The sequence below is a fragment of the Haloarcula sediminis genome, assembly GCF_035656455.1.
GTDB lineage: Archaea > Halobacteriota > Halobacteria > Halobacteriales > Haloarculaceae > Haloarcula > Haloarcula sediminis.
The window spans coordinates 1-19,839 of sequence record NZ_JAYMGA010000010.1; the positions used below are offsets into that span (position 1 = coordinate 1).

16 protein-coding genes and 4 pseudogenes are annotated in these 19,839 nt (G+C 52.7%); 8 read left to right on the forward strand and 12 right to left on the reverse strand.

The annotated features are described in order from the left end of the window. Positions 1–87: pseudogene (locus VJ162_RS15760) on the forward strand (IS5/IS1182 family transposase); the annotation flags it as partial. Positions 88–152: 65 nt separating this feature from the next. Further along, the gene (locus tag VJ162_RS15765) at positions 153–338 is read left to right on the forward strand and encodes a hypothetical protein (RefSeq protein WP_324665664.1); all 186 of its coding nucleotides are present in this window, start codon (positions 153–155) and stop codon (positions 336–338) included. Between the two features lie 582 nt (positions 339–920). Here VJ162_RS15765 and VJ162_RS15770 read toward each other — a convergent pair. The 4 genes from VJ162_RS15770 to VJ162_RS15785 all read right to left on the reverse strand — a co-directional run bounded on the left by VJ162_RS15770 (position 921) and on the right by VJ162_RS15785 (position 3,564). Beyond that, positions 921–1,079 (reverse strand): hypothetical protein, encoded by a 159-nt coding sequence (locus VJ162_RS15770; protein ID WP_324665666.1) that lies wholly within the window; start codon positions 1,077–1,079, stop codon positions 921–923. Positions 1,080–1,207: 128 nt separating this feature from the next. Beyond that, the gene (locus tag VJ162_RS15775) at positions 1,208–1,885 is read right to left on the reverse strand and encodes a hypothetical protein (protein ID WP_324665668.1); all 678 of its coding nucleotides are present in this window, start codon (positions 1,883–1,885) and stop codon (positions 1,208–1,210) included. A 779-nt stretch (positions 1,886–2,664) separates the two neighbouring features. Then, positions 2,665–3,333 carry a DUF3267 domain-containing protein gene (locus VJ162_RS15780; RefSeq protein ID WP_324665670.1) on the reverse strand — a complete coding sequence of 223 codons (669 nt, stop codon included), beginning with the start codon at positions 3,331–3,333 and terminating at the stop codon, positions 2,665–2,667. Positions 3,334–3,426: 93 nt separating this feature from the next. Beyond that, positions 3,427–3,564 carry a hypothetical protein gene (locus tag VJ162_RS15785; protein ID WP_324665671.1) on the reverse strand — a complete coding sequence of 46 codons (138 nt, stop codon included), beginning with the start codon at positions 3,562–3,564 and terminating at the stop codon, positions 3,427–3,429. 123 nt (positions 3,565–3,687) lie between these two features. Between VJ162_RS15785 and VJ162_RS15790 the strand changes: the two genes are divergently transcribed. The 3 genes from VJ162_RS15790 to VJ162_RS15800 all read left to right on the forward strand — a co-directional run bounded on the left by VJ162_RS15790 (position 3,688) and on the right by VJ162_RS15800 (position 6,640). Continuing rightward, positions 3,688–4,038 carry a hypothetical protein gene (locus VJ162_RS15790; protein ID WP_324665673.1) on the forward strand — a complete coding sequence of 117 codons (351 nt, stop codon included), beginning with the start codon at positions 3,688–3,690 and terminating at the stop codon, positions 4,036–4,038. A 1,763-nt stretch (positions 4,039–5,801) separates the two neighbouring features. Continuing rightward, on the forward strand, positions 5,802–6,155 hold the full coding sequence (locus VJ162_RS15795; protein ID WP_324665675.1) for a hypothetical protein: 354 nt from the start codon (positions 5,802–5,804) through the stop codon (positions 6,153–6,155). 146 nt (positions 6,156–6,301) lie between these two features. After that, the gene (locus VJ162_RS15800; protein ID WP_324665677.1) at positions 6,302–6,640 is read left to right on the forward strand and encodes a hypothetical protein; all 339 of its coding nucleotides are present in this window, start codon (positions 6,302–6,304) and stop codon (positions 6,638–6,640) included. 1,107 nt (positions 6,641–7,747) lie between these two features. Here the strand turns inward: VJ162_RS15800 and VJ162_RS15805 are convergent. The 3 genes and pseudogenes from VJ162_RS15805 to VJ162_RS18520 form a co-directional block, all read right to left on the reverse strand. Further along, positions 7,748–8,299: a hypothetical protein gene (locus VJ162_RS15805; protein WP_324665679.1), complete on the reverse strand. Its 552-nt coding sequence runs from the start codon at positions 8,297–8,299 to the stop codon at positions 7,748–7,750. Between the two features lie 656 nt (positions 8,300–8,955). Then, on the reverse strand, positions 8,956–9,411 hold the full coding sequence (locus VJ162_RS15810; RefSeq protein ID WP_324665681.1) for a hypothetical protein: 456 nt from the start codon (positions 9,409–9,411) through the stop codon (positions 8,956–8,958). A gap of 129 nt (positions 9,412–9,540) precedes the next feature. Next, a pseudogene (locus VJ162_RS18520) lies at positions 9,541–9,722 on the reverse strand (helix-turn-helix domain-containing protein); the annotation flags it as partial. An 11-nt stretch (positions 9,723–9,733) separates the two neighbouring features. On the opposite strand from VJ162_RS18520, the pseudogene VJ162_RS15815 reads away from it, so the two are divergent. Continuing rightward, positions 9,734–10,177 (forward strand): annotated as a pseudogene (locus VJ162_RS15815) (hypothetical protein); the annotation flags it as partial. A 218-nt stretch (positions 10,178–10,395) separates the two neighbouring features. Here the strand turns inward: VJ162_RS15815 and VJ162_RS15820 are convergent. After that, entirely contained in the window at positions 10,396–11,856 is a 1,461-nt protein-coding gene (locus tag VJ162_RS15820) for a DUF6498-containing protein (RefSeq protein WP_407066868.1), read from the reverse strand. Here VJ162_RS15820 and VJ162_RS18525 point away from each other — a divergent pair. Next, a pseudogene (locus tag VJ162_RS18525) lies at positions 11,756–12,049 on the forward strand (AAA family ATPase); the annotation flags it as partial. The gene VJ162_RS15820 and the pseudogene VJ162_RS18525 overlap by 101 nt on opposite strands. Positions 12,050–12,425: 376 nt before the next feature. Here the strand turns inward: VJ162_RS18525 and VJ162_RS15830 are convergent. Both VJ162_RS15830 and VJ162_RS15835 read right to left on the reverse strand, forming a co-directional pair. Continuing rightward, entirely contained in the window at positions 12,426–12,851 is a 426-nt protein-coding gene (locus VJ162_RS15830; protein ID WP_324665687.1) for a TRAM domain-containing protein, read from the reverse strand. A gap of 283 nt (positions 12,852–13,134) precedes the next feature. Next, positions 13,135–13,509: a hypothetical protein gene (locus tag VJ162_RS15835; protein ID WP_324665690.1), complete on the reverse strand. Its 375-nt coding sequence runs from the start codon at positions 13,507–13,509 to the stop codon at positions 13,135–13,137. A gap of 572 nt (positions 13,510–14,081) precedes the next feature. Between VJ162_RS15835 and VJ162_RS15840 the strand changes: the two genes are divergently transcribed. Further along, positions 14,082–15,446, forward strand: a complete 1,365-nt coding sequence (locus tag VJ162_RS15840) for a Cdc6/Cdc18 family protein (protein WP_324665692.1) — start codon at positions 14,082–14,084, stop codon at positions 15,444–15,446. A gap of 653 nt (positions 15,447–16,099) precedes the next feature. On the opposite strand, the gene VJ162_RS15845 is transcribed toward VJ162_RS15840, so the two are convergent. Together VJ162_RS15845 and VJ162_RS15850 are read right to left on the reverse strand one after the other, a co-directional pair. Next, positions 16,100–17,662: an AAA family ATPase gene (locus VJ162_RS15845; RefSeq protein ID WP_324665693.1), complete on the reverse strand. Its 1,563-nt coding sequence runs from the start codon at positions 17,660–17,662 to the stop codon at positions 16,100–16,102. A 153-nt stretch (positions 17,663–17,815) separates the two neighbouring features. Then, complete coding sequence (locus VJ162_RS15850; RefSeq protein ID WP_324665695.1) at positions 17,816–19,771, reverse strand: hypothetical protein; 1,956 nt, start codon at positions 19,769–19,771, stop codon at positions 17,816–17,818. Positions 19,772–19,839 lie beyond the last annotated feature (68 nt).

Sequence of the window (19,839 nt, forward strand, 5' to 3'; positions counted from 1 at the left end):
CGTGCGCGAAGCTGGTGGCTCGAATTCCGTGAAATCATCCTCAAAGCCACCGTCTACAACCTTCGCCGGAGCGTCCGATACCCGTGAAATCCAGCGCAGTGTATCGAAACTACAGAGCCCAGTTATAATTTAATCTGTTATGAATTGCGCTCATGAGTGAGGCCCCAGTACCGAAGCTCGTCGTCGACGAGAAAGTCGAAGTAACTGTGTCTCTGGTGGGAATTTTAGCAGTCTGTGTGGCCACTTACCACGTTGGAAAGACGGGAAACTGGAAGCCGCTGTCGGCGACATCTTTTGGACTGGCACTCGTTGTCCTGTTCGTCACTTCTGAGAGATAGGCACACCTACTGAGCGACTGTTTCACTCCAAATCGGCTGGTGGAAAACGCTTCGGTGTGACGAATAGTTTCGATAGATACAGTTTACAGACCTATTGAGACGTGAGACGGAAGATACGCCGGTCAATTTCCCACGCCACAACGAGACTCAGTAAAATGGCCAGAACGCCAACCCAATCAAACGGTGAGCGTTGTGTGAGTGAGAGCGGAATTCCAACTGCGAATAGTGTCCACCGTATCGACTCACGATTTTCTCCGGACCGATACTGAGAGACGACCGATGGGACGAGGAGAAGCCCACTGATCAGACCGACCACTACGGGCGTCTGGATGGCTACGTTCCCGACCGACAGCGTTGGGAACTGAGCGACAACCAAAGCTCCGCCTGCGATGAGGGCAACAAGGATTACAGAACCGAAGACAGTGGACCTACTCAGGTACACGTTCAAGAGACAATAGAACGTCCCGTAACTTGGTATTTGCGTGGGTCTCCTCAGGTCTGGTTAGCCTGTCATAGTTGCTTTTTAAGAATGTCATCAAGCGGTCAGTATATATCCAGAACTAGCGGAACGGGTAACGCTGCTCAACTGGGTGTCTGTCTCTGTTCCTCATCGTCTCCGAGTAGCCAATAAAGTGCCAAACCCAGTACCGCTTCGAGTGGGCCGAGGAACACTGCTAGGAGTAAAAAGAGGAAGTACACGAGCATACCGAATATGCTCTCGCTGGAGGGGCTGGTGTCCATGTCTACAAGTCTGATTGGTCGGATAATAGACTCTTCGGAACGATAGATTCGCAGTCTACGGCGACGCTTGTTCCGTACGGTGTTCTGTCTGAACGTCAATAGAGTGGGGAGCTGATGGCTTGCGTCACTCAGAGCCCGAAGTGTGCATCGCGCTCAACCACTGTATATCCCTGAGCCATGAGCGCAGCATCGCGGTACCGTTCTGCGAGTAGCTGCTGTGGTACGCGCCGAAGACCGAAACGTCGGTTAGACGTATACTCGACATCGACGATGGTCTGGTCGTCAGCATCACGGATTGTTGCGATGTACGTCGCCCAGGGGTTGTCGTTCACCGTAATTGCTATCTCGACTCGGTGCTCCCCGTTCGGGGACGTTTCCACCTGAGTACGAACAGTCGGTTTGACAGAGCGCAATCCGAACAGATACGAGGTCGGATATGACGGTGCCCCATCTCCTATGGTGACTTCGTCAGCGACTCCCCATTGAAGTGCGAGCACCGGCGGTGTCGGCCCCGTGAGCGCATTGAGAACAGTCTCGGAATCGTCATCAGTTCGCAGCTGCACTGTTCCCGTAGACTGCAGTATCGGAGCACGTGCAACGACGACCAATACTGCGGCGACGATAACCGCTGGGAAGAGTGATGTCGTAACGTACGTCCCAAGGAACAGCGACACGACGAGTGTTACGACAAGTGCACTGACGAGGCGCTCGCGTCTGAGGTATCGTCCGGCGACGCTCAGGGCTTCTCGTGGACGCTCAATAGTATCCGTGGAGGGCATCGTAGAGATCCGCTCTTCGTAGGTCATTAGCTCTGGTGAAACGCGCTGTCCACCTCACATAGTGGTTTCACGATGTGCAGCTGTCGTCGCCAAAACGAGAAAGCAATCATCCCAATGATCCAGACGACGATTCCGAAGACAGCCGACTCTTGTGATCCGTTGTATGCACCGAGCGCTAAGGGACTCACACTCACCCCGAACAACCCGATTGCATAACCGATCTTGTCAGATCGAGCCTTGAACTCCACATGTGACCCAAATAGAGCGATATCGAATGCGAAATAGAAGTACGCTGCGCCGGCGTAAATTGTGGCGATGACTAGCGCGAGATGCCAATCCGAGAGCAAGAACTGGTAGACGAGATATTCAACGAGGAGTCCGAACACAGTAGCGAGTGGAAGGGACCGATCAACGGACATTCGTTTCATTGGTATGTAACCTTCCTGAAGACTATCACGAGGGCAATTTCGACGGTCACCCGAATAAGAACCTGGGAACGTAGACGATAGCGACGAGGCCACACAGATACACGAGTATCGCCGTGAGACGAAGTACACCGGCTGTCTGTCGCCGGCGCTTCGGACGTGACTCAGCGATGCCCTGCAATGCGAATCCGACACCCATTAGGAGTGGAAAAAAGAATGAATCTTCGCTACTGAGAATCCATCCGAAATAGACGTACATGCTCAGGAAGGCGAGTGCTATGCAAAAATAGAAAAGCGAAATGCGACGGCCGTCCGGCTCACTGAATACGCGTTTATTTATTGTAGAGCGCATGATTTTCAGATGTTCATTCAATCTATAAGTCATTTCTCACTGACTGCGGGTTTTGCACGCCGATAGCTTCGAACGAACGCGTACACCAGTCCGACGACAGCGCCGATGCCGAGTACGGCGGGGCCGACGACCATCGAAATCTCGGTTGGGGTTGACGAGAACGAGAACAGAAACGTGACCGTGTCTGGTGTGCCGATTGTGAGGGAATCAACGCCAAGGGCGTCGAGGGCCAGCGGACCACCCGCTGCGAGGAGGATGAACACGCCTATGGCCGTGACGGCGGCACCAGAGAGAGCGTCCCAGACGACACCAGTCACAGAGATTCCGTGTGGCCGGTCGCTTTCATGGCCGAGGATGCGGACGCCGTTGGGATGATCCTCAAGACGGACATCCGCAGGGAAACTGAGTAGCGTCATCGTCATCCAGAGGTCCGCGATTGCGCCAGCGGCGTTGGCTGCCAGCGGAACGATGAGCCACCCCCACTCGAAGACCAGCATCAGCGGAACGCCGACGGCAGTCATCACGACCAGTGGTGTCAACAATAGGACGATGAACTGGTTGCGCGTGAACTCGTGGTCAGTCGTGGCGTATGCGTACGGCAGAATAAAGTGTGCGATGCCGACGCCATACCTCGCCTCGCCACCATAGTACCGGATAACGAGTCCGTGCAGCCACTCGTGCGGAACGAGAACGACCATCCCGAGCACCAGTATGACGAGGACGTCCAGCGCGTTGGTCCACCAGGCGACGCCGGGCGCGAACTGGAAAGACGCCGGCTGGCCAGTAACAACCTAGTAGAGGCCGCCAAATACGGTTGCGGCGACGACCAGCCCGAGGGTGCTAAGCGCGGTCATTTGGATGGTGAGCCCGCGCGTCAGTTCGAGGTCCGCAAGCACCACTTCCGGGTCACTGGTACCGGCTGATGCCATAGTCGTAGTTGACTCATCTATCTGTTAATTATATGGGGTCAGGGAGTATCGCGTCACGAGAAAACATGGTCGGTAGAAGAGTAGCATAGAGAGTATATGATACTGGAGAAATAATCTATTTAGATGAGTTCCCTCCAAACCCTCCAGAATCGAATCCGTCCAAGAGCCCTGCTGTTTATGTTGCTACTGGTCGGCGCAGCCACCTATTTTGAGTTCGTCTATGCCGGGCCACCAACACTCTATTCCATTGTCCTCTGGATAATCGTCGTTCCGATGCTACTCGCAGCGGCGGTGAAGGATGTTCGAAGCCACCCACTCTATCAGCCACTCATGTATGGCGGTTTTATCGCAATCGGTACACTACAGTATCTTGACGGTGAGTGGTACCTTCTCGCTGGTCTGTTTGTCCTCTGTGGGATCGGCGGATTGGTTGCTGAATTTCGTAACAAAAACAGCTCCACACATTCTGGATGAGGCCTTCAAAACGCACATGCAACTTCGCGAGCGTCTCTCGCTGACTGACCACTCAGTACAGAAGAAGAACTTTTCAGATCGATAGGAGTAATAATGGTAGATGTCTGACTCTGAGTTCCCGTCCTCATGGGCTGACCCCCGATCCGTTGCGGCTATTGTTAGCGTCATCGCCACTGGCTCACTCTATTTTACAGTAGTCTTACACAATCTGGTCTAACCATAGAGGAAATCACTCTGGTCATATTCGCTATCCTTCTCCCAACATCAATCGCATACGAAATCGCTCGTCGGTTGTGAACTAACTACAGCAATCCGCATCAATGAGTCAGCTGGAATCTGTTGGTGTCGTTCTGATCGGAATTGGGAGCCTTTGCGGCGCAGTAGCGACAACTCAGTCGTTCTCCGTAGTAGTGCTTCCATCTGTTTTCATCATTGCCATCGGGATTGCTGTGGCCTTCGTCGGAAGGTACAGATAAAACATTCAGTCAGTCAATTGCTCAGAGTCCATCAGCGTCTTTCAGCAACCGGAGTAGCAGACCGAGAGTCAGAGTCATCACAGCGAAGACTGTGAGTAGTATAATCAGAGTCCCCAGCCCAACCATTATTGCGTGATATCAAGTGGCCATTCGTAAGAAAATACCGCCCTGACAGCCTTCTGCTCAGTATAGATGAAGGGTTTACCGTTCAGTCAGGGGATGCGAGCCCGACACCCCCCTGATGACTCCTACTCAACTCGGCTATTCGGGTCGAGTATGTAATAGACGGTAGCCATCGTGAGAGTCATCAATGCTGCTTGAAAGGGCAGCCAATCATTTAGCAGGAGGCTAAATATGAGGACAGCGACACCGGTGAGAATCCCTACCAACGCTGCATATCCTCCGCGCGAGAGATTCCTTGTCCATGCGTCTATGCGTCGGTAGAGTTTTGTCACAGTACCCACCCAGACCATCGAATTCCTTCTGTATAAATCTGAGTTATTCGCGTGCGTATCCACCCGAGGAAGGTGTAGGTTCTCAAGCGGTGATCCGCTCGGCCCAGATTTTTCGCTCTGTCTGGAACCCAAACCAGAAGGCAGTGAACAGTGTTGGAATTGCGACGCGGGTTGTCATCCCATTCAATGCCATTAGTCCCCACGAGACAACTGCGAAGAAATATCCCGCTGTATTTGTCGAGGTCGTCGAGTCTGAGGTGAAAATTAGAATTGCGCCAACCCCGTTCATCCCTGCCAATACCATCGATAAGTAACTAGAAAGTACCAATGAACCGTATGCCCCCGTGACAACCAGAACAATCCCAATTGGATCACGTGAGGGAAACGAGCGGAGTATCGAGCCACTAGCGTCGGTAGAGTCTGTGCTTGAGGACTTACTCATGGCCGATTCAACTGGGAGGATAAACAAAACGTGACCGAAGAGTTTGCTATATGTGAATCTGTACTGAGCGATGTGTGCTTGATCTGTGTTCTGTAACCACTATCTGATAGCGTGCGAACTGAATACCCTTCTCACCGATTTACTGATCCACAACGAAGTCTGAGACAAGTTCAATGAGAATCCACAACGGAAGAAGATACATTAGCAAAATTGCGACAATTCCGATTACGTCTAATACTTGACTGTCAGAAGTTCCAGGGGCTGTCTGAATGAAAATCAAAACGGCGAACCAGAGCGTGAGAGTTTGGATCAATTCACTTCTATCCATTGCCATCCAAAGGGTGAAATTGTGGATAGGAGTGCTTTCTGATTACCGGACGATCTCTACCAATGAATGACACCGATGAAGAGTTTGGTGGAATATGGGCTGGAGCCAGTACGCTACTGGTCGCAGTGCTCTGCATAGGCGTGTTCGTATTCACAGGCGATCCTGTCAACACCGACGGGGTCATTGCGGGCATCGCCCTCGCTCTTGTTGGGTTTGCGCAGTTGTTCTCCCCCCGTATTTCGCCATGGTTCAAGCGCCTCAATCATCGCTGGAGTGGACTGTTTTGGCTACTCCTTGGTGGTGGGGTCGTCGCATTCGGCATCATTGCTTCACCAACTATTGGGACGTTCGGTGGCGGGCTGCTCATTGGAGCACTATTCGTGCTCTACGGGTGTTTCGTTATACTTGGCCGATGAACTCACGCTCTGAGTAGAGTGATTGGTCGAGATTGTGCGTGAGGCAGGTGATAGCAAGTTTTCGAAACTAACCCTCAAAATCTGATAGGAATGGCGTACAAGATATAACCCCAGACAGTGAAGTGAAGCGTGGACGACACGCCGCTATGCGACGGTCCATTCGGTACGTCCTCTCGGCAGTTGTCGGTCTCGGAGTGATGGCACTGACAGTCGTCGTCGACGACGGGAACCTCAGTCTCGTGGCGATGACTCCGCTCATATACGGGACGACGACGGCGTTTGTGCTCGACAACGTCGAAACGATCCGAACCATGTCCGGCGAGGGCACATCACGGAAGGTTGGGATGCTCGGCGGGGGCATCGGCGCAGGAAGTACGATCGGCCTGTTCCAGCAGTCGTTTGCGGCGGGAATCGCGGGTTACGGGCTATTCGTCTTCGGGATTGCACTGGTCACCGCAGAGGTCGGCGGCCAGACAGACGAGTAGCTCCCCGTGGTGACGAACTGTATGGAGTGGCAAAGGTCCATGTCCTCAAAGAACTCTGGCGCGGTGCTCTCGGTCGCATAGACGTAGAGCGCGGTCTTAGCGACGCCGCTGAGGGCTTTTCCGACCAGGAGCCCGAAGAGAAACGCGGAACCACCAATCAGTACGGTTGCGAGCAACCGGACTGGTCCTAGGCCAGCAGTGATGACGAACGTGAGCGCGCCGAGTCCGACGCCGACAAGCGCTAACAGTAACGAGACAACATCAATCGTTCCCATGGCGCCGATAGATTCACCTCACGTTTCTTTGAATGTGTTCGCGCTCTCCGAGAGCATCTCCCTAATCGACGGGTCACGGAAGACGATTACGGGGACAACGAAGTAGGTCATTACGCTCCACGCGACCGCAAATATTCCAGCGACAACCTGTGCTGCGATGTTGTCCTCAGATTCGATGAGTCGAATGACAACGCCGATGATTGCTGCGATGATCGACTAAACTAATAGGAGTAATTTCCGGTTCCACGCAACAGCAAGTGCCCCACGAATTGACGGGTCCTCGCCGTGGAAGACGGTGCGTGTCGCTGCGACGAGAGCTGCTGTAAAAAACGATGCTACGAACGTTTCGACGAGATACGCGACAAATAACGACCCGTATAGCACGAGTCCGGGATTCTGGAGAGCTGAATCCGCGAAGTACAAGCTTCCGAACAGCGTTGCAATGAACGCAATACCGGAGAAACCACCGATAAGTGGGAACAAGAGCAGTTTCGGGTGAGCTCTGAGTACGCGGCCACTTCGGCGAGCCATTCCGAATCCAATTTTGAGGCGACTGAACAAACTCATATCATCCCTATGTCATTTTCCAGGATAATTAACCGAGACGATTGTTTTCTGTCCCAGTTACCCTACCTGTGGTTTTTTTATGTTATATCGGGGCGGCGAAAAGCTATGAACCAATCAGCACGTGCTTCTCAGGCACCGAGATCACTCAATGTAGCAATTCGGAATAAGCAGTACTAGGTAATACGGCGTTCTTCTATACTGACCGTAGAGGGTGACAATCCCAGCATGCTATAGGACTTCACAGAGCCACAGCTGTTTGTATTGCTCACCACTCGCTTGTCTTCTCAGCTACGTTATCGAATGCATCTGGCCGAGCGACCATTACCACACCGAGCACTGACAGTAGAACTCCCGAAATATACGTGTCGATTTCAGCGCCGCTCCCAACACGAAACACGAGCCACTCAAGGGCAATGAAACTACCACCGACAAGAATAGCTACCCCACCCATAGCTCTTGTCGAAAAGTCAAAATACGGCGACACGAGGAGTACACTTGCATATAGGATGAGTACCCCAAACGTAGCGAGCAATTCGTTCGAAAACGGGTTTTCTGTAAGCACGACAAGTATTCCCGCAGTAACTGCGCCGACGAAGAATAGTAACGCGCCAGATTTCGGATTCTGAAGGTTCGGACTCACAATTCGGTAGCCAAACAGCAGACACAGAACTGCCACTCCGCCGACCGCCTGAAGCATCTCGGTGAACGAAGTGGCGTCGATAACCGTCCGGAGGAACATCCCCATGATGAGGATCGAAATCAGCACGCCAGCCACAAGTTGTGACGTGTCCAGCGGTTCCCAAGGCGGCCATTCCACGGTACTGGGCAGGTAGCAAACAATTGCTGAAAATAGTTCCGACTCTACCAACCCGATAGCGATTGAGGTCTAAAGAGAGCCCGAACTCCAAGGTAAGTAGATGATCCGCACTAGGTACTTTGCCCGCAGCTTTTACTGGGATTATGTGGCAGGAACCTCTAGCAGTCGATCTGCGTGTGTATCACTCATTTTGCGTGGCGTAGCGCTTGTGGAGCCACCATGGAATATCCAGTAGCATTGCCAGCACAAATGCCACCCCGAGTCCTAGTACGAAGCCATCAGTAAGACGAAATGTCAGAAAGACAGCGACAGTGCTTACAACGACTCGTGACACCCGTCTCAAACTCTGCTCTAAAGGGAGGGGTTGTAGTACGGACACTACTCCATGGTTCAGTAGGGGTGAGTGATATATATTCTGGGAGAACGCGAGTGGATTGTATGTTAGATTCAACTTGTATCTACTCTCCCCTGTCCGGTAGGTGGGTTCTTTGTACCCTCTGGTATGGGAATAGTCAATATCCACTGAGCCATGTTTGGTTGATGCAGTACAGCCCTAAGAAGGAGCGAACCATTGATTATACCGATAGTGGCGAGGTTTGCTACTGTAGCATAGTTAACTCTCTTTTCGAAATGGTATCGACATCACGAAGACGGCGTCACATTGGCAGATTCGCAAACATAAGCGCAAGTCCGATGAGAACAAATCCAATGGACGTGATAACCCCATACCAAATGACTCCGATTCCGATGGCGACGTGGCCGTTCAATCCGTCGCCGATGGGCGTCCAATAGCCACGCTTGGGCAGAATTCGGAGTGCAACAAGCGAGATGACACTTGGGAGAAAGAGATTGGAAACGACGACACCGCCAACGATACCAGCTGCGTCGCTTCCCGTGACCGCACCAGTCCCTGCAGTGAGGAGCATAATGACGAAATATGAGAGGGACTGTACTGCGATTATCCCGCCGCCGATGAACAGATAGTTCACGACGAGCCAGCTAGTCGGCCAGCGAAACAGCTCACGGAGACGTGTGATAGCTAAAAGCGGCGACCAGAACACGAGAGTAATAACTGCGAAACCAGCAACAACACCCAGTTCCGCTAAGACCATACTCACCCTTGCGTCTTTGGGAACATATTAGTCTAGTCTGTGTTTCTCTACCTGAAGCACGAATCGACGGTTCAGACTCATCTAGTCTAAATCGGATCGAAGCAGTCACAGTCAACGCTTCTCGGAGGGTCACGTATTGTCGTCGAGACAGGCGTCGAGTAGCTTTCGCTGTCCTGCTCGCAGGTGGTGAAGGAGCGTTGATCCGGTATGTCGAGAGAGGCGGCGACTTCTTCTGCTGTGCTGCCATCGGGAGATTCGAAGGAATCCGTGAGGTACGCGGTCCGAAGTACAGTCTGTTGTCGTTCTGTCAAGGGCTTGATCGATGTTCAAGATGAAAGAGGAGTTCCCGTTCGTCACTGGCGACGACGAGGACGCGTTCACAGTGAAAGCGGGCGGCATCATGGATATCGCAGGGAACTACGCCATCACGGATGCGGGCAACGGTGAGGACGTCGTCGTCCTCGACGAAGACTTCTCACTGTTCGTGGAGAACTGGACGATTCGAGACCCGAACACTGGAGAGCCGCTAGCGACCATTCGGTCGAAGAACAAGCTCTTCTCGGCGCTCCGTCACCTCATCTCTGTTGCGAACCTCATCCCGAACAAATACGAGATATTCGACGCTGACAGCAACCATGTAGGCGATGTTGAGGGTCAGTTTTCACTTCGGGATACCTACACGGTCAGTATCGACGATGCCAGCAACGTCCCAAAAGAAGCGGTGATCGCCGCTGCCTGCGTCCTTAACGCCCTCGAAAACCAGTAAGCAGAAATTCCATACGCCGCGGCACCGCGGTTACTTCCCCGGTGGAAGTTGAGTTGAGGATATGATAGACGATACCGATCCTGAGCCATCGGACGGAGACGACGAGAATCGAGGAAAGTTGGATAAGGGCATCGACGTAGCCTGGAATTGCTCGGCCTGATATGAGACGTTCTGGGGTGGTACTTACCGAGTGTCGTTCTCATCGTTATGACTATCGCCTATAATTGTTTTTCCCGTAAGGCACTGCTGGTACTCCGATCGAACACGTCAAGAAGCGGCTTAGGATCACGCACGTGTGGAAGCCTGAGCACCCGATCGGACCCCTCGATAACGACTGTTGAGGTATCGAGCCACCGGTGGATTCGATTACGTTCGACGCGTAATCTGGTTTCGCCCCGCAGCTCGATTTTCCACACTCGCGTCCGAAATAGCCGATCATAGGCGACGATATCGTGTGCGTCCCCGGAGACCCGATACTCGATGCCGCCGTATCGCAACCCGTAGTCGATCGTGAGTAATCCCGCCGGAACGGCGAAACTTCCCACGACAACGGCGAGAACAATGTTCCAGACGCGTCCCATCGCGAAGAGGAGCGCGATGAGCAGGATGAACCCGCCGATGACCACCGCAGCCGGATGACGTCGGACGTTCGAGACCGACAGCCCGCCGAGCAATCTGCCCGCGACGGACGGTCGTAGTCGATCACCTATCGTGGTCATCGGTTCGATTGGTTCGTCGACCGGTGGCTCGTATGCCCACCCGAGCTCGAAGGACGATGCCTCGTCGAAGGCAGCGAGTCGGTCATGGTATAGTCCCCCGAGGTCGAAACTGAACTTCACAAGGACGATCCCGACCAAAATTGGAAGACCGATGACCGTTGGATCGACTGCCGTGATCGGATCGTCGGATGAAACCGAGTCCGCGACGAGTCCGACGAATGTCGCCGTGAACAAGCCCCCGATGCCGGTTACTGCTCCACGCATGAAAATCCCCTGAATCGCTGTCTGGGCGCTGATCTCGCGGTATCCTTGCCGGTGGAAATAATCGATAAGCGTCGAGGCACCCTCGCTGAGAAAGATGCCGAAAGCAGAGAGCGTCACCATCATTAGTGCATTTGGATCGGGTGTTTCCGGGCCGATCACGCCTACAGTCGTGACACCTGCAAAGAACCATATGAGTGTGAGAATAGGGGTGGCAACAGCGAGGACAGGTAGTGTCGAGAGCTGAATCCCGAGGTCGGTGAACGGGATTGGAATTGAAATCCGCTTGCTCGTCAGCGCGCCGGCAATCAGCGGATCGGAATCGAATTCCGAAGGACGACCGGCAAACAGCGCTTTAAGCAGTGCCCAAAACGAGAGGATCCCGAGTTCGAACCAGTAGAGAAAGACAAGTGCGGTGAGATCCCACTCAAGAGCGACGACGCCAACGAGTGGAAGCACGTTTGCGACGATGAGGGTGACCGTCTCGAATGGAGGGATATCCTGCTGTACGTTTCGGAAGGAGACCATCCACCGAATGTGGTGGTTGACTAGAACAAGTAGTTGTCCGTCTCTTGCTTTCAAGGAGATCAACCAGGTCCCCATCTTCACCAACATCGTGCTGGCCGACGAGATAAACCGCACGCCGCCGAAGACCCAGTCGGCGCTATTGGAGGCGGTAGAGGAGAGCCAGGTCACCATAGACGGCGATACGTACGAGTTGGGCTATTTTGATATCCCACGACAAGCTTCTCTCGAAGACGTTGCTGCAAAACTCGATAACACACCAGCTTCTGTCTCTGAACGATTACGTCAGGCACAAACGCAACCTGTGCCAGCGTGTCATAGAATAGTTGGCGCAACTTCGAAGTGGTCAGTACAGGTGAAGCAGTGACCAGCGAGCATTCGCGCGAACAGAGTGAGCGTGATTCACTGAACCGAGGCCGAAGGCCGAGGTTCAGCCTTTTTAGCGTAGATTTTTGCGCCGAGTGGTTCCCACAGCGAACGAAGTGAGCGAGGAAACCCGAGGCGGAAAAAGGTCCGTTCGCACGCACACTGATCAGCTGATTCATCCCAACAGTGCTGAAATCAATTCTCTGGATTCTGTCTTTTCGGTCCGTATCGTCGTATTATGCTTGCGGGCCCAAGCCAATCAGAGGTGGCAGCTCTCAGTTGGAATAGAATTCCTGATCGTGATTATCGCCGTAATCAGTGCGAAAAAGCGACTGGCTCTTCTGACGGAGAAAGCTGTTTGCGTAGAGTGAGCGCCGTTAGCCCTTTTTCTCAATGTCGCCCGGGCGGTCTACTACATCCGCGAACGCGACGTTTTCTCTAACATTCGTGATCTCAACGGTCACTTCTTCACCGAGAGAAGTGTCACTCACAATGACGACGAATCCACGCTCGACCCGAGTAATACCGTCGCCCTGGTCACCAATACTCTCAATCTCGACAGTCCGTCGTTCACCCTCTTCAACCGGCGGGTCCGACTGGGCTGGACGACTGTCCGAATCTGACACGGTAGCATCGTCACGATCGCCGTTGGCCAGTCCCGGTAGTAACGCTACGCGATAGGTTTCACAGCCTTGGACATCGCCAGTATCGACTTCGCCTCTCGGAACCTCAATAACGAAGTTCCCATCGTGCTGCTCAATCTGAGCCGAAAAGAGAGTAAATAGTTCAGTCGGAATATCCATACGTAGGTTCTATAATTTCTTTCTTCGGTATACTTGACTCTACGGTTCGAGATTTGTCGAGAAGGGCTTTCTGAAAAAGACCCGGGCACGCGATACGGGTGTCGCCACTGCGGTTAGACATTTCGGACGGGGCAAACTCATTGTCCGACCTGCCCGACGGACGAGGATCTATGTAGAGCAGTTCGGGAGTTGGAACCGAGCCTTAGAGGCATCCAGATATGACTCGAATCTGGTCTACTCTGTCGTTCGTGCGGATCTGTGGAATGAACTTTCTGTAAGAACACTACTCTCTCGGATTGACCGGAGCAATATATTCATTCTTCCAGGAGTCGCCCTCTCTCCATTGCCAGTAGTAATATCTATAATTTGCGTCATTTGTCTTCTTCGTGGTCTTCACCGTGATGTAGGCTCCACCCGGAACATCGCTATAGTCCTCGGGATCGGTCGAGATATCTCGTTCACTAAGCTCTTCAAGCTCCTCTTCATCTACTTCTTCCTCAGTTCGACGTTGTTCCAGCTCTGCCTCTCGCTGTCCTCGTTTCCACTCGGCAAGGTCACTTGCGTAAGCCGCTACCGTTTCCAGCCGTTCCGGGGACTGTTTCTCGAGTGGCTCGCGAAGATACTTTGGAAGATCCGGAGTCGGGGGTCTCTCTTCCATAGTTACCCCACGAGGCGAACATACTTTGAATTTGTGGGGTAACTTTGACTCACTCTCGTTGTACAGCCACTCTTGCGACTCACAGTGGAGAATATCAATGGCTCCCCCTCCCCTTTTGCAACTTGAGCTAGGGTGAGAGAGTGAGAAGAAGAAATGGAGTATAGAGACACAATCCGGCTCATACAGCGAATTTAGGAAGTTGAAGGGCTTTACTAGCTGATGTTAGTATCGTTCTTAATTTGGAAAAGATTTAAATATACTAAACTTAAATAGGTCCGTAGTCCTCAGAAATAATATCACAAACAACAAACAAATTGTTGTTTTTAGAGACCCTCTCTAGTTCTGTTTACTGTATCGGTATGCATCTGCACCTCCTGTTTTCACTGCTCTAATACTCTCTAAGTGCCAAAATACCTCACTTGCGGCCTCGCTGTATCCCTCGCAACTGCTCACTAGCTCAAGTTGCAAAAGGGGGGGGGGATTGGACAGATTAAAGTCTCATCTTGTACGCACACTCTACTTGCACATGGTGGGAAAGCTTCTTGCAATATGCGCCATTACCGGATAGTAACATGGTAGAGGAACTTGGAGAACAGAGCGAGCGTCCGTTGTCGATAACGGACCAACTCACAAGTGAGTATAATACTGTCTTCAACAACAAGGATCTCATCGAGCCGGACACGATCGTCGACGAGGACCGCATCGTCGGCCGTGACGAACAACTTAATAGGGTCATCAACATCATCAAGCCAGCACTCCACGGTGACCAACCTGAAGATATGTTGTTGCGAGGCCCGTCTGGAACCGGCAAGACACTCATCGCAGGGACTGTTGCGACGAAGGCAATTAAAATCGGAGCCTCTCGCGATGTTCAGATGGAATTCGTCGAGGTAAACGGTAAACACAAAAAATCCGAGCACGAAGCTATCCATCAAATCACTCACGCTTTCGAGCGTGAGCTTGACCTGGAGTACACTTCCAAGACAGGTGTCTCGACGAGTTCACGCTACGACCGTCTGTTCGACATTGTCGACGAGTATCTCGATTTTGGCATCGTCATCCTTGACGAACTGGATCTCCTTGTTGGCGACAGCCGCAATAAAGACGAACCTCCTGCCTTCTCCGATATTCTCTACAAATTGTCTCGTGCCAAGCGTATCGGGAAGATGGACAGCTCATTTACGCTCATTGTGACCACCAATAGTCCGAATAGCCTCATGAGTGGCCTTAATTCACGGACGGATAGCACGTTCAATCCTACTGAAGTTTCCTTCGCAGATTACAACGCCAACGAACTCCGAGAAATTCTCAGCCACCGCCGCGACGCCTTCTACGAGGATGCTCTCGATGATGATGTCATACCATATGTCGCAGCGGTTGCCGCCCAGGGAGAAGGCGATGCCCGATTTGCAATCGATTTGCTCCGAGAAGCAGGGAACATTGCGAACCGCCGCGAGATGCAGACTGTTCACAAATCCCACGTCGAGGAAGCGAAAAACCAGGTCGAAAAGAACTATGTCGTTGATGTCATTGAGAACGTCTCCTTCCAGAAGCAGGTGTCACTCTTTGCTGCGGCCGTAGTGAATCTCTACGGACAGACCGAACTTGGACGGTCTGACTATCTCACCGAAATGTCGGCGCCAGCAACTGTGGCGCACACGTTGTACAACTGGATCACTGACCACGAAAACATCGAACAGCGCTCGAAACACAGTTTCCTGCGGTGGATGCGTGAACTCGACACCTACGAGGTCATTGAGCTCAATCGAAAAGGCCGTGGCAACGAGATGGGTGTCTTCGCTGAATATATTTTCCATAACCTCTCTGCGGAGGCAATGGTTGAGACGCTCGCTGACAAGGACAAACGGTTTGCGAACGTCTTGGAAGATGAGGAACTACTGAAATCTGTTGTTCAAACAAATCTCAAAAACTTCTGAAACCGGTTTCGCGTTTCTCTTCTATCTCAATGCCTCATCCATTCTCTGTCTCAAATATCACTGACCGGCTCAATTTGCAAACGGGGTGTGATCGGAAACACCTCTAGCTGAGAAGCCACTCACACCACTCGAAAATCAACTTTCATCTTCTAATCACTCAACTTGCAAACGGGGTGGGTGGGTACTTTGATGCTCACCGTGAGCACTGCTATGATCAATTTGCACATCGGGTGTGTAGCTGATTGCAGAAATCGGTTGGCAGCTCAAGTTGCAGACGGGGTGGATCGGTACTTCGGCCTCTAATGAAAATCACCAATCGCTCAATTTGCAAATGGGGTTACGGCCGATCTCGCGATTACGTGGTAGCTCAAGTTGCAGATGGGGTGAGTGGGGACTTTGAGATTCAACGATCTTATATATCCGCTCAGTTTGCAAACGGACCCCCTACTATATACTGATCAACAGACTCAACTTGCAAATGGGGGGGTGTGTACTGTGTAGTATCTAACATCCTCATCTTGCAAACGGGGTGTCCTCATGGTTGATCGGATCTTCATCGGTGATCTGTTATCTAAGTTACCCCACTTATCAATCTCTGCTCGGTTTTGTGGGGTAACTAACCGCAATGGATCTCTGTTTTCCTTGACTAAATCTCACTGGAACCCGACGGCAGAATCGTCGTCTGAAGCAGAGCCAGTCCAGTCGGTATCGCCAGAACGGACATCGGGAGTTCGGTTAGAGGAGGATGACCCACTGGTCACATTGTGGTCCTCGACGCTTGGGAAGTCTCTTAGAGAAATCCTGTCGGCATCTCGCGTCGCCGCATTCCGCTTCGCTTTCGTGACTACTTCTTCGATATCTGCACCACTGAGACCGCGACTCCGCCTTGCGAGATCTGCAAAACCATCACCCGTGAGTTCGTGCGGAACCCCCTGCAGTTTCGACTGAAAAATCGCGTGACGACTCTCCTCTTCGGGAAGACCAATCTCGATATGCGTGGCTAATCGTCCTGGTCGAAGAATCGCTGGGTCGATGTCTTCGGGGCGATTCGTCGCTCCGACAACAATGGCTGTTCGATCATCTGCAGTGAGGTGAACCAGGAGTTCGCTCGTAATCTTCCGGTCTTCAGCGTGTGCTCCGCCGGCGCCGACCTCGCGACCGCCGAGGAGATGTTCGGCCTCGTCGAGGAAGATCACGCATGGACCAACCGACTCAGCTTCTTCGAACAATTGGCGAACTCGTTGCGGGCCCTCGTTGATCCACTTACTCGTGATGTCAGCAGGGCCCAACTCCACAAATGGGACAGCAAGCTCTCCAGCTAGCGCTCTAGCAAATAGTGTTTTCCCCGTTCCTGGTGGTCCATGAAGGAGAATCCCTCTTGACGGCTCGATTCCGAAACGGTCGAAGCGTTCATCACCTTGAATTGCTGCCTGAATCGGCTGGAGTACCTCATCTGTGAGTCGCTGCTTGACTTCGTAGTAGCCCCCGACGTCGTCGAAGCCAATTTCTGAGTTCGCCCAGTCGTACTCGAAAGCTTCGTAGTTAGCTGCTCTCGCTGGTGCTTTGGAGGGGTGAGAGTGGTGCTGACTCTCGTCTGAACCCGTAGCATTCGATGAGCCACCTTCATCCTGAGCGGTCTCATTCTCTTGATGGATTTGTCTGAACTTTTCGTAATCGACGCTCGGTGTTATATGACGGCCCATAGCATAGTGGTATCCGTTTTTTCCACGCGGATTGTAGTATATCACTGAGACAATCGAGGCGGCAACAACGAAGCCGAGAGCCGCCTGGATCCGAGCGTCTGTTGGAACGATAGCTGTGAGGTAGCCAAACTCTGGAACTGGGAGAGAGGAGGTGGCCCACGAAACTGCCTCGACAAAGAGCAACAGTATCGCGAACATCTGATAGACCATTGCGAATGGGTAAAGTCCGATGGCATCCACTGATTTGAACACAGGCAGGCCAATTCCGCCTGCAATAAAGACGATTATAATCCCGAGCCCGAGTGCAATTACAGCGGTCGGTGGAAGATTGAGCCAAGGAGCGACTACCCACATGTGAATAAGCGCTAACGCCGACCAGCCGATAATAAAGAACAGCCGGTAAATGCTCCGTTTCTCGTGATCTCGCTCCATGAATCGGTAGGTCACGTACTCAACAGTGACGAATATACTGAGGAAGATGATGACGGAAAGTACGGTGTTGAGGAGTTTCATCGGCTCATGGGGATTATAGATATGTACGTTGAGCGCATTCATCGAACGACGCGCTCACGGGTTTCTACACACACTCTATGCCGTTACTACGCTATAACGTCTTGCTCTGTAGGGGAGAACCAAGATCGAAACACCGTAGCTCTAGATATGCTCTCATAGCGTCTCTGATTGCTCACCTCCATCGTCATTCTCCCATGGGGGGTCAGAAGCCTGGATCGATCCCTCTCTTTGGGTTGCCCAGTCAATGTCGTCTTCGTCTGCTGAATCAGCCAGTTTGTCGTTTCCAGGACCGATGAGATGAGTACCGCCACGCTTTCCCATATTGTACGCTGCGTAGGGGGTTTGAGTCATCGCTCCTGCAAAGACGATTCCACCGACCTTTCCAGCCTTGAGTCCTGTCTTCCCGACTTCTTTGGTTGCTCGCCCGGTCGTGATCGCAGTTCGTCCTGGAGCCTTTGCCGCAGCCTGTGCGGTCCTAATCTGTTTTACACTCTTAGCCGACTTAGAGGCATCATCTCTCAGTGTCACAGCCTGTTGACCGAATCTTTGAGCTCTGTCGTTAAGATCAATCGTAACTTCCCCGCCAGATGTAGCCTCGTAGATCACTTTCCCTTCCGAATCTGGGGTCAGAGTTGAGACACCTTTTGCTGGCTCTTCAGCTCCCGTGAGAATTCCCCGACTGGATGCCTCAGCGATATCGAATTCACCGTTTTGGTACGCCTCAGTCAGGAAGTCGCGGTTCGCATCTGCTTCGTCGGCGGCAGCAAGATTCTGATTGATTGCTCTCCGATGATTATCAATACTCTCCGACCCAATTGCTCTCCGAGCGCCACCCAGTCCACTACTCTTCGCCTTCGAACCCAGTTTCTTCGCGGCTGAACCAGCGTGCTTCGCGTGTGAACGTGCTGCGTTCAGGCCCGGGGCACCAGAAATCATCCCGGCGACGGATCCCTTCCCTTTAGATATGAATCCGGGTGCGGAATCGACACTTTCCTCGACAGCCGATTCTCGCGTCCCTAATGCATCCGAGATACTACTTCGCATTGTGCCACCGATGGTAGAGTTCCCGGTCGAGGCGGATGGATCAGACGCAGTACCACTGCTGCTGGCAGTACCGGCACCGCCGCCACTACTACCACCACTCGCCGCTCCAGTTCCAGAACTGGAGGCACTGCTAACAGCCGCTGAACCAGCGCCGGCACCGACAGCAACTGTTCCGACGCCAGTGGCTGCGATTGCGGCGGCCACTGTCATCGTGAACGCGGCGTCAATACCGAGTGGCTGGCCGGCCCAGCCGATTGTCTTCCAGATCACGACGAACAGAATAACCGGGAAAATCAATGCGAGTGCTGCCGAGACATAGAACTCAGCAAGGTCTCCGCTCGGAGCCAATCCACCTGTTGCAATCACGTTGAATACGCGCATTACGAGTGCGATTATCGGTCCCACCAGCAACGCGTAGACACCCATGCGGAGCCACGTCGAAGCAAAGCCACTCACAGCTCTCATCGGGCCCCAGTTAGCATACCAGAGGACGGCGAAAAAGGGTGCTCCCACAGCAACTGTAACGATGATGAACTGCCGAAGTACCAGTAGCAGGGAGGCGACAATCGTCCCGATGAACATCAGCGGGACAGCTGCCAGTAGTGCCATCGTTTCGACACCCATCCCGAACGTCGATCCCCATTCTCCTCCGACATCTGCGTTGAAGCTAAGCAGAAATGAGTCCGGGGCGAGTGCATCAGTGATGACGTTCGATGCCTCGATGAGGAATCCAAACAGTGGCTGTGAGATTGCGATGAAAAACAGCACCGCGACTAAGCGGGCAACCATGTTCCAGAGGGACGCTTCCGAGTCTTGACTGAACGGCATCGCAATCAACCCAGCGGCGATAAGAATCGGCAGCAGCGCTATCGAGAGTTCAAAGACACTATCCCAAGCGCCCGTAACTGCCTCACTCGTCATGATTGCTGGATCTATATTCAACAGCGGAATCATACCGTAGTCGAACATGGCATTGAGCGTGTTCAGCAAACTCGTGTGGAAGAACTCGACGACCGCTCGGACGATCGCGTCGGGCAGCCAGCCCAAATCCAGCACATCAGCCATTGTACTCCTCCTTTGGAGCCAGTGTATTTCCGGTTGACAGGCGCGCTCCCGTCCACTGTCGGTGTATC

Bases quoted from the DNA above. Each gene is read 5' to 3' on its own strand.
- VJ162_RS15790 (WP_324665673.1), top strand. From the start codon at position 3,688: ATGAGTTCCCTCCAAACCCTCCAGAATCGAATCCGTCCAAGAGCCCTG.
- VJ162_RS15830 (WP_324665687.1), bottom strand. From the start codon at position 12,851: ATGGATATTCCGACTGAACTATTTACTCTCTTTTCGGCTCAGATTGAG.
- VJ162_RS15845 (WP_324665693.1), bottom strand. From the start codon at position 17,662: ATGAAACTCCTCAACACCGTACTTTCCGTCATCATCTTCCTCAGTATA.
- VJ162_RS15765 (WP_324665664.1), top strand. From the start codon at position 153: ATGAGTGAGGCCCCAGTACCGAAGCTCGTCGTCGACGAGAAAGTCGAA.
- VJ162_RS15795 (WP_324665675.1), top strand. From the start codon at position 5,802: ATGAATGACACCGATGAAGAGTTTGGTGGAATATGGGCTGGAGCCAGT.
- VJ162_RS15775 (WP_324665668.1), bottom strand. From the start codon at position 1,885: ATGACCTACGAAGAGCGGATCTCTACGATGCCCTCCACGGATACTATT.
- VJ162_RS15780 (WP_324665670.1), bottom strand. From the start codon at position 3,333: ATGGTCGTTCTCGTTCCGCACGAGTGGCTGCACGGACTCGTTATCCGG.
- VJ162_RS15800 (WP_324665677.1), top strand. From the start codon at position 6,302: ATGCGACGGTCCATTCGGTACGTCCTCTCGGCAGTTGTCGGTCTCGGA.
- VJ162_RS15835 (WP_324665690.1), bottom strand. From the start codon at position 13,509: ATGGAAGAGAGACCCCCGACTCCGGATCTTCCAAAGTATCTTCGCGAG.
- VJ162_RS15850 (WP_324665695.1), bottom strand. From the start codon at position 19,771: ATGGCTGATGTGCTGGATTTGGGCTGGCTGCCCGACGCGATCGTCCGA.
- VJ162_RS15770 (WP_324665666.1), bottom strand. From the start codon at position 1,079: ATGGACACCAGCCCCTCCAGCGAGAGCATATTCGGTATGCTCGTGTAC.
- VJ162_RS15840 (WP_324665692.1), top strand. From the start codon at position 14,082: ATGGTAGAGGAACTTGGAGAACAGAGCGAGCGTCCGTTGTCGATAACG.
- VJ162_RS15810 (WP_324665681.1), bottom strand. From the start codon at position 9,411: ATGGTCTTAGCGGAACTGGGTGTTGTTGCTGGTTTCGCAGTTATTACT.
- VJ162_RS15785 (WP_324665671.1), bottom strand. From the start codon at position 3,564: ATGGCATCAGCCGGTACCAGTGACCCGGAAGTGGTGCTTGCGGACCTC.
- VJ162_RS15820 (WP_407066868.1), bottom strand. From the start codon at position 11,856: ATGGTGACCTGGCTCTCCTCTACCGCCTCCAATAGCGCCGACTGGGTC.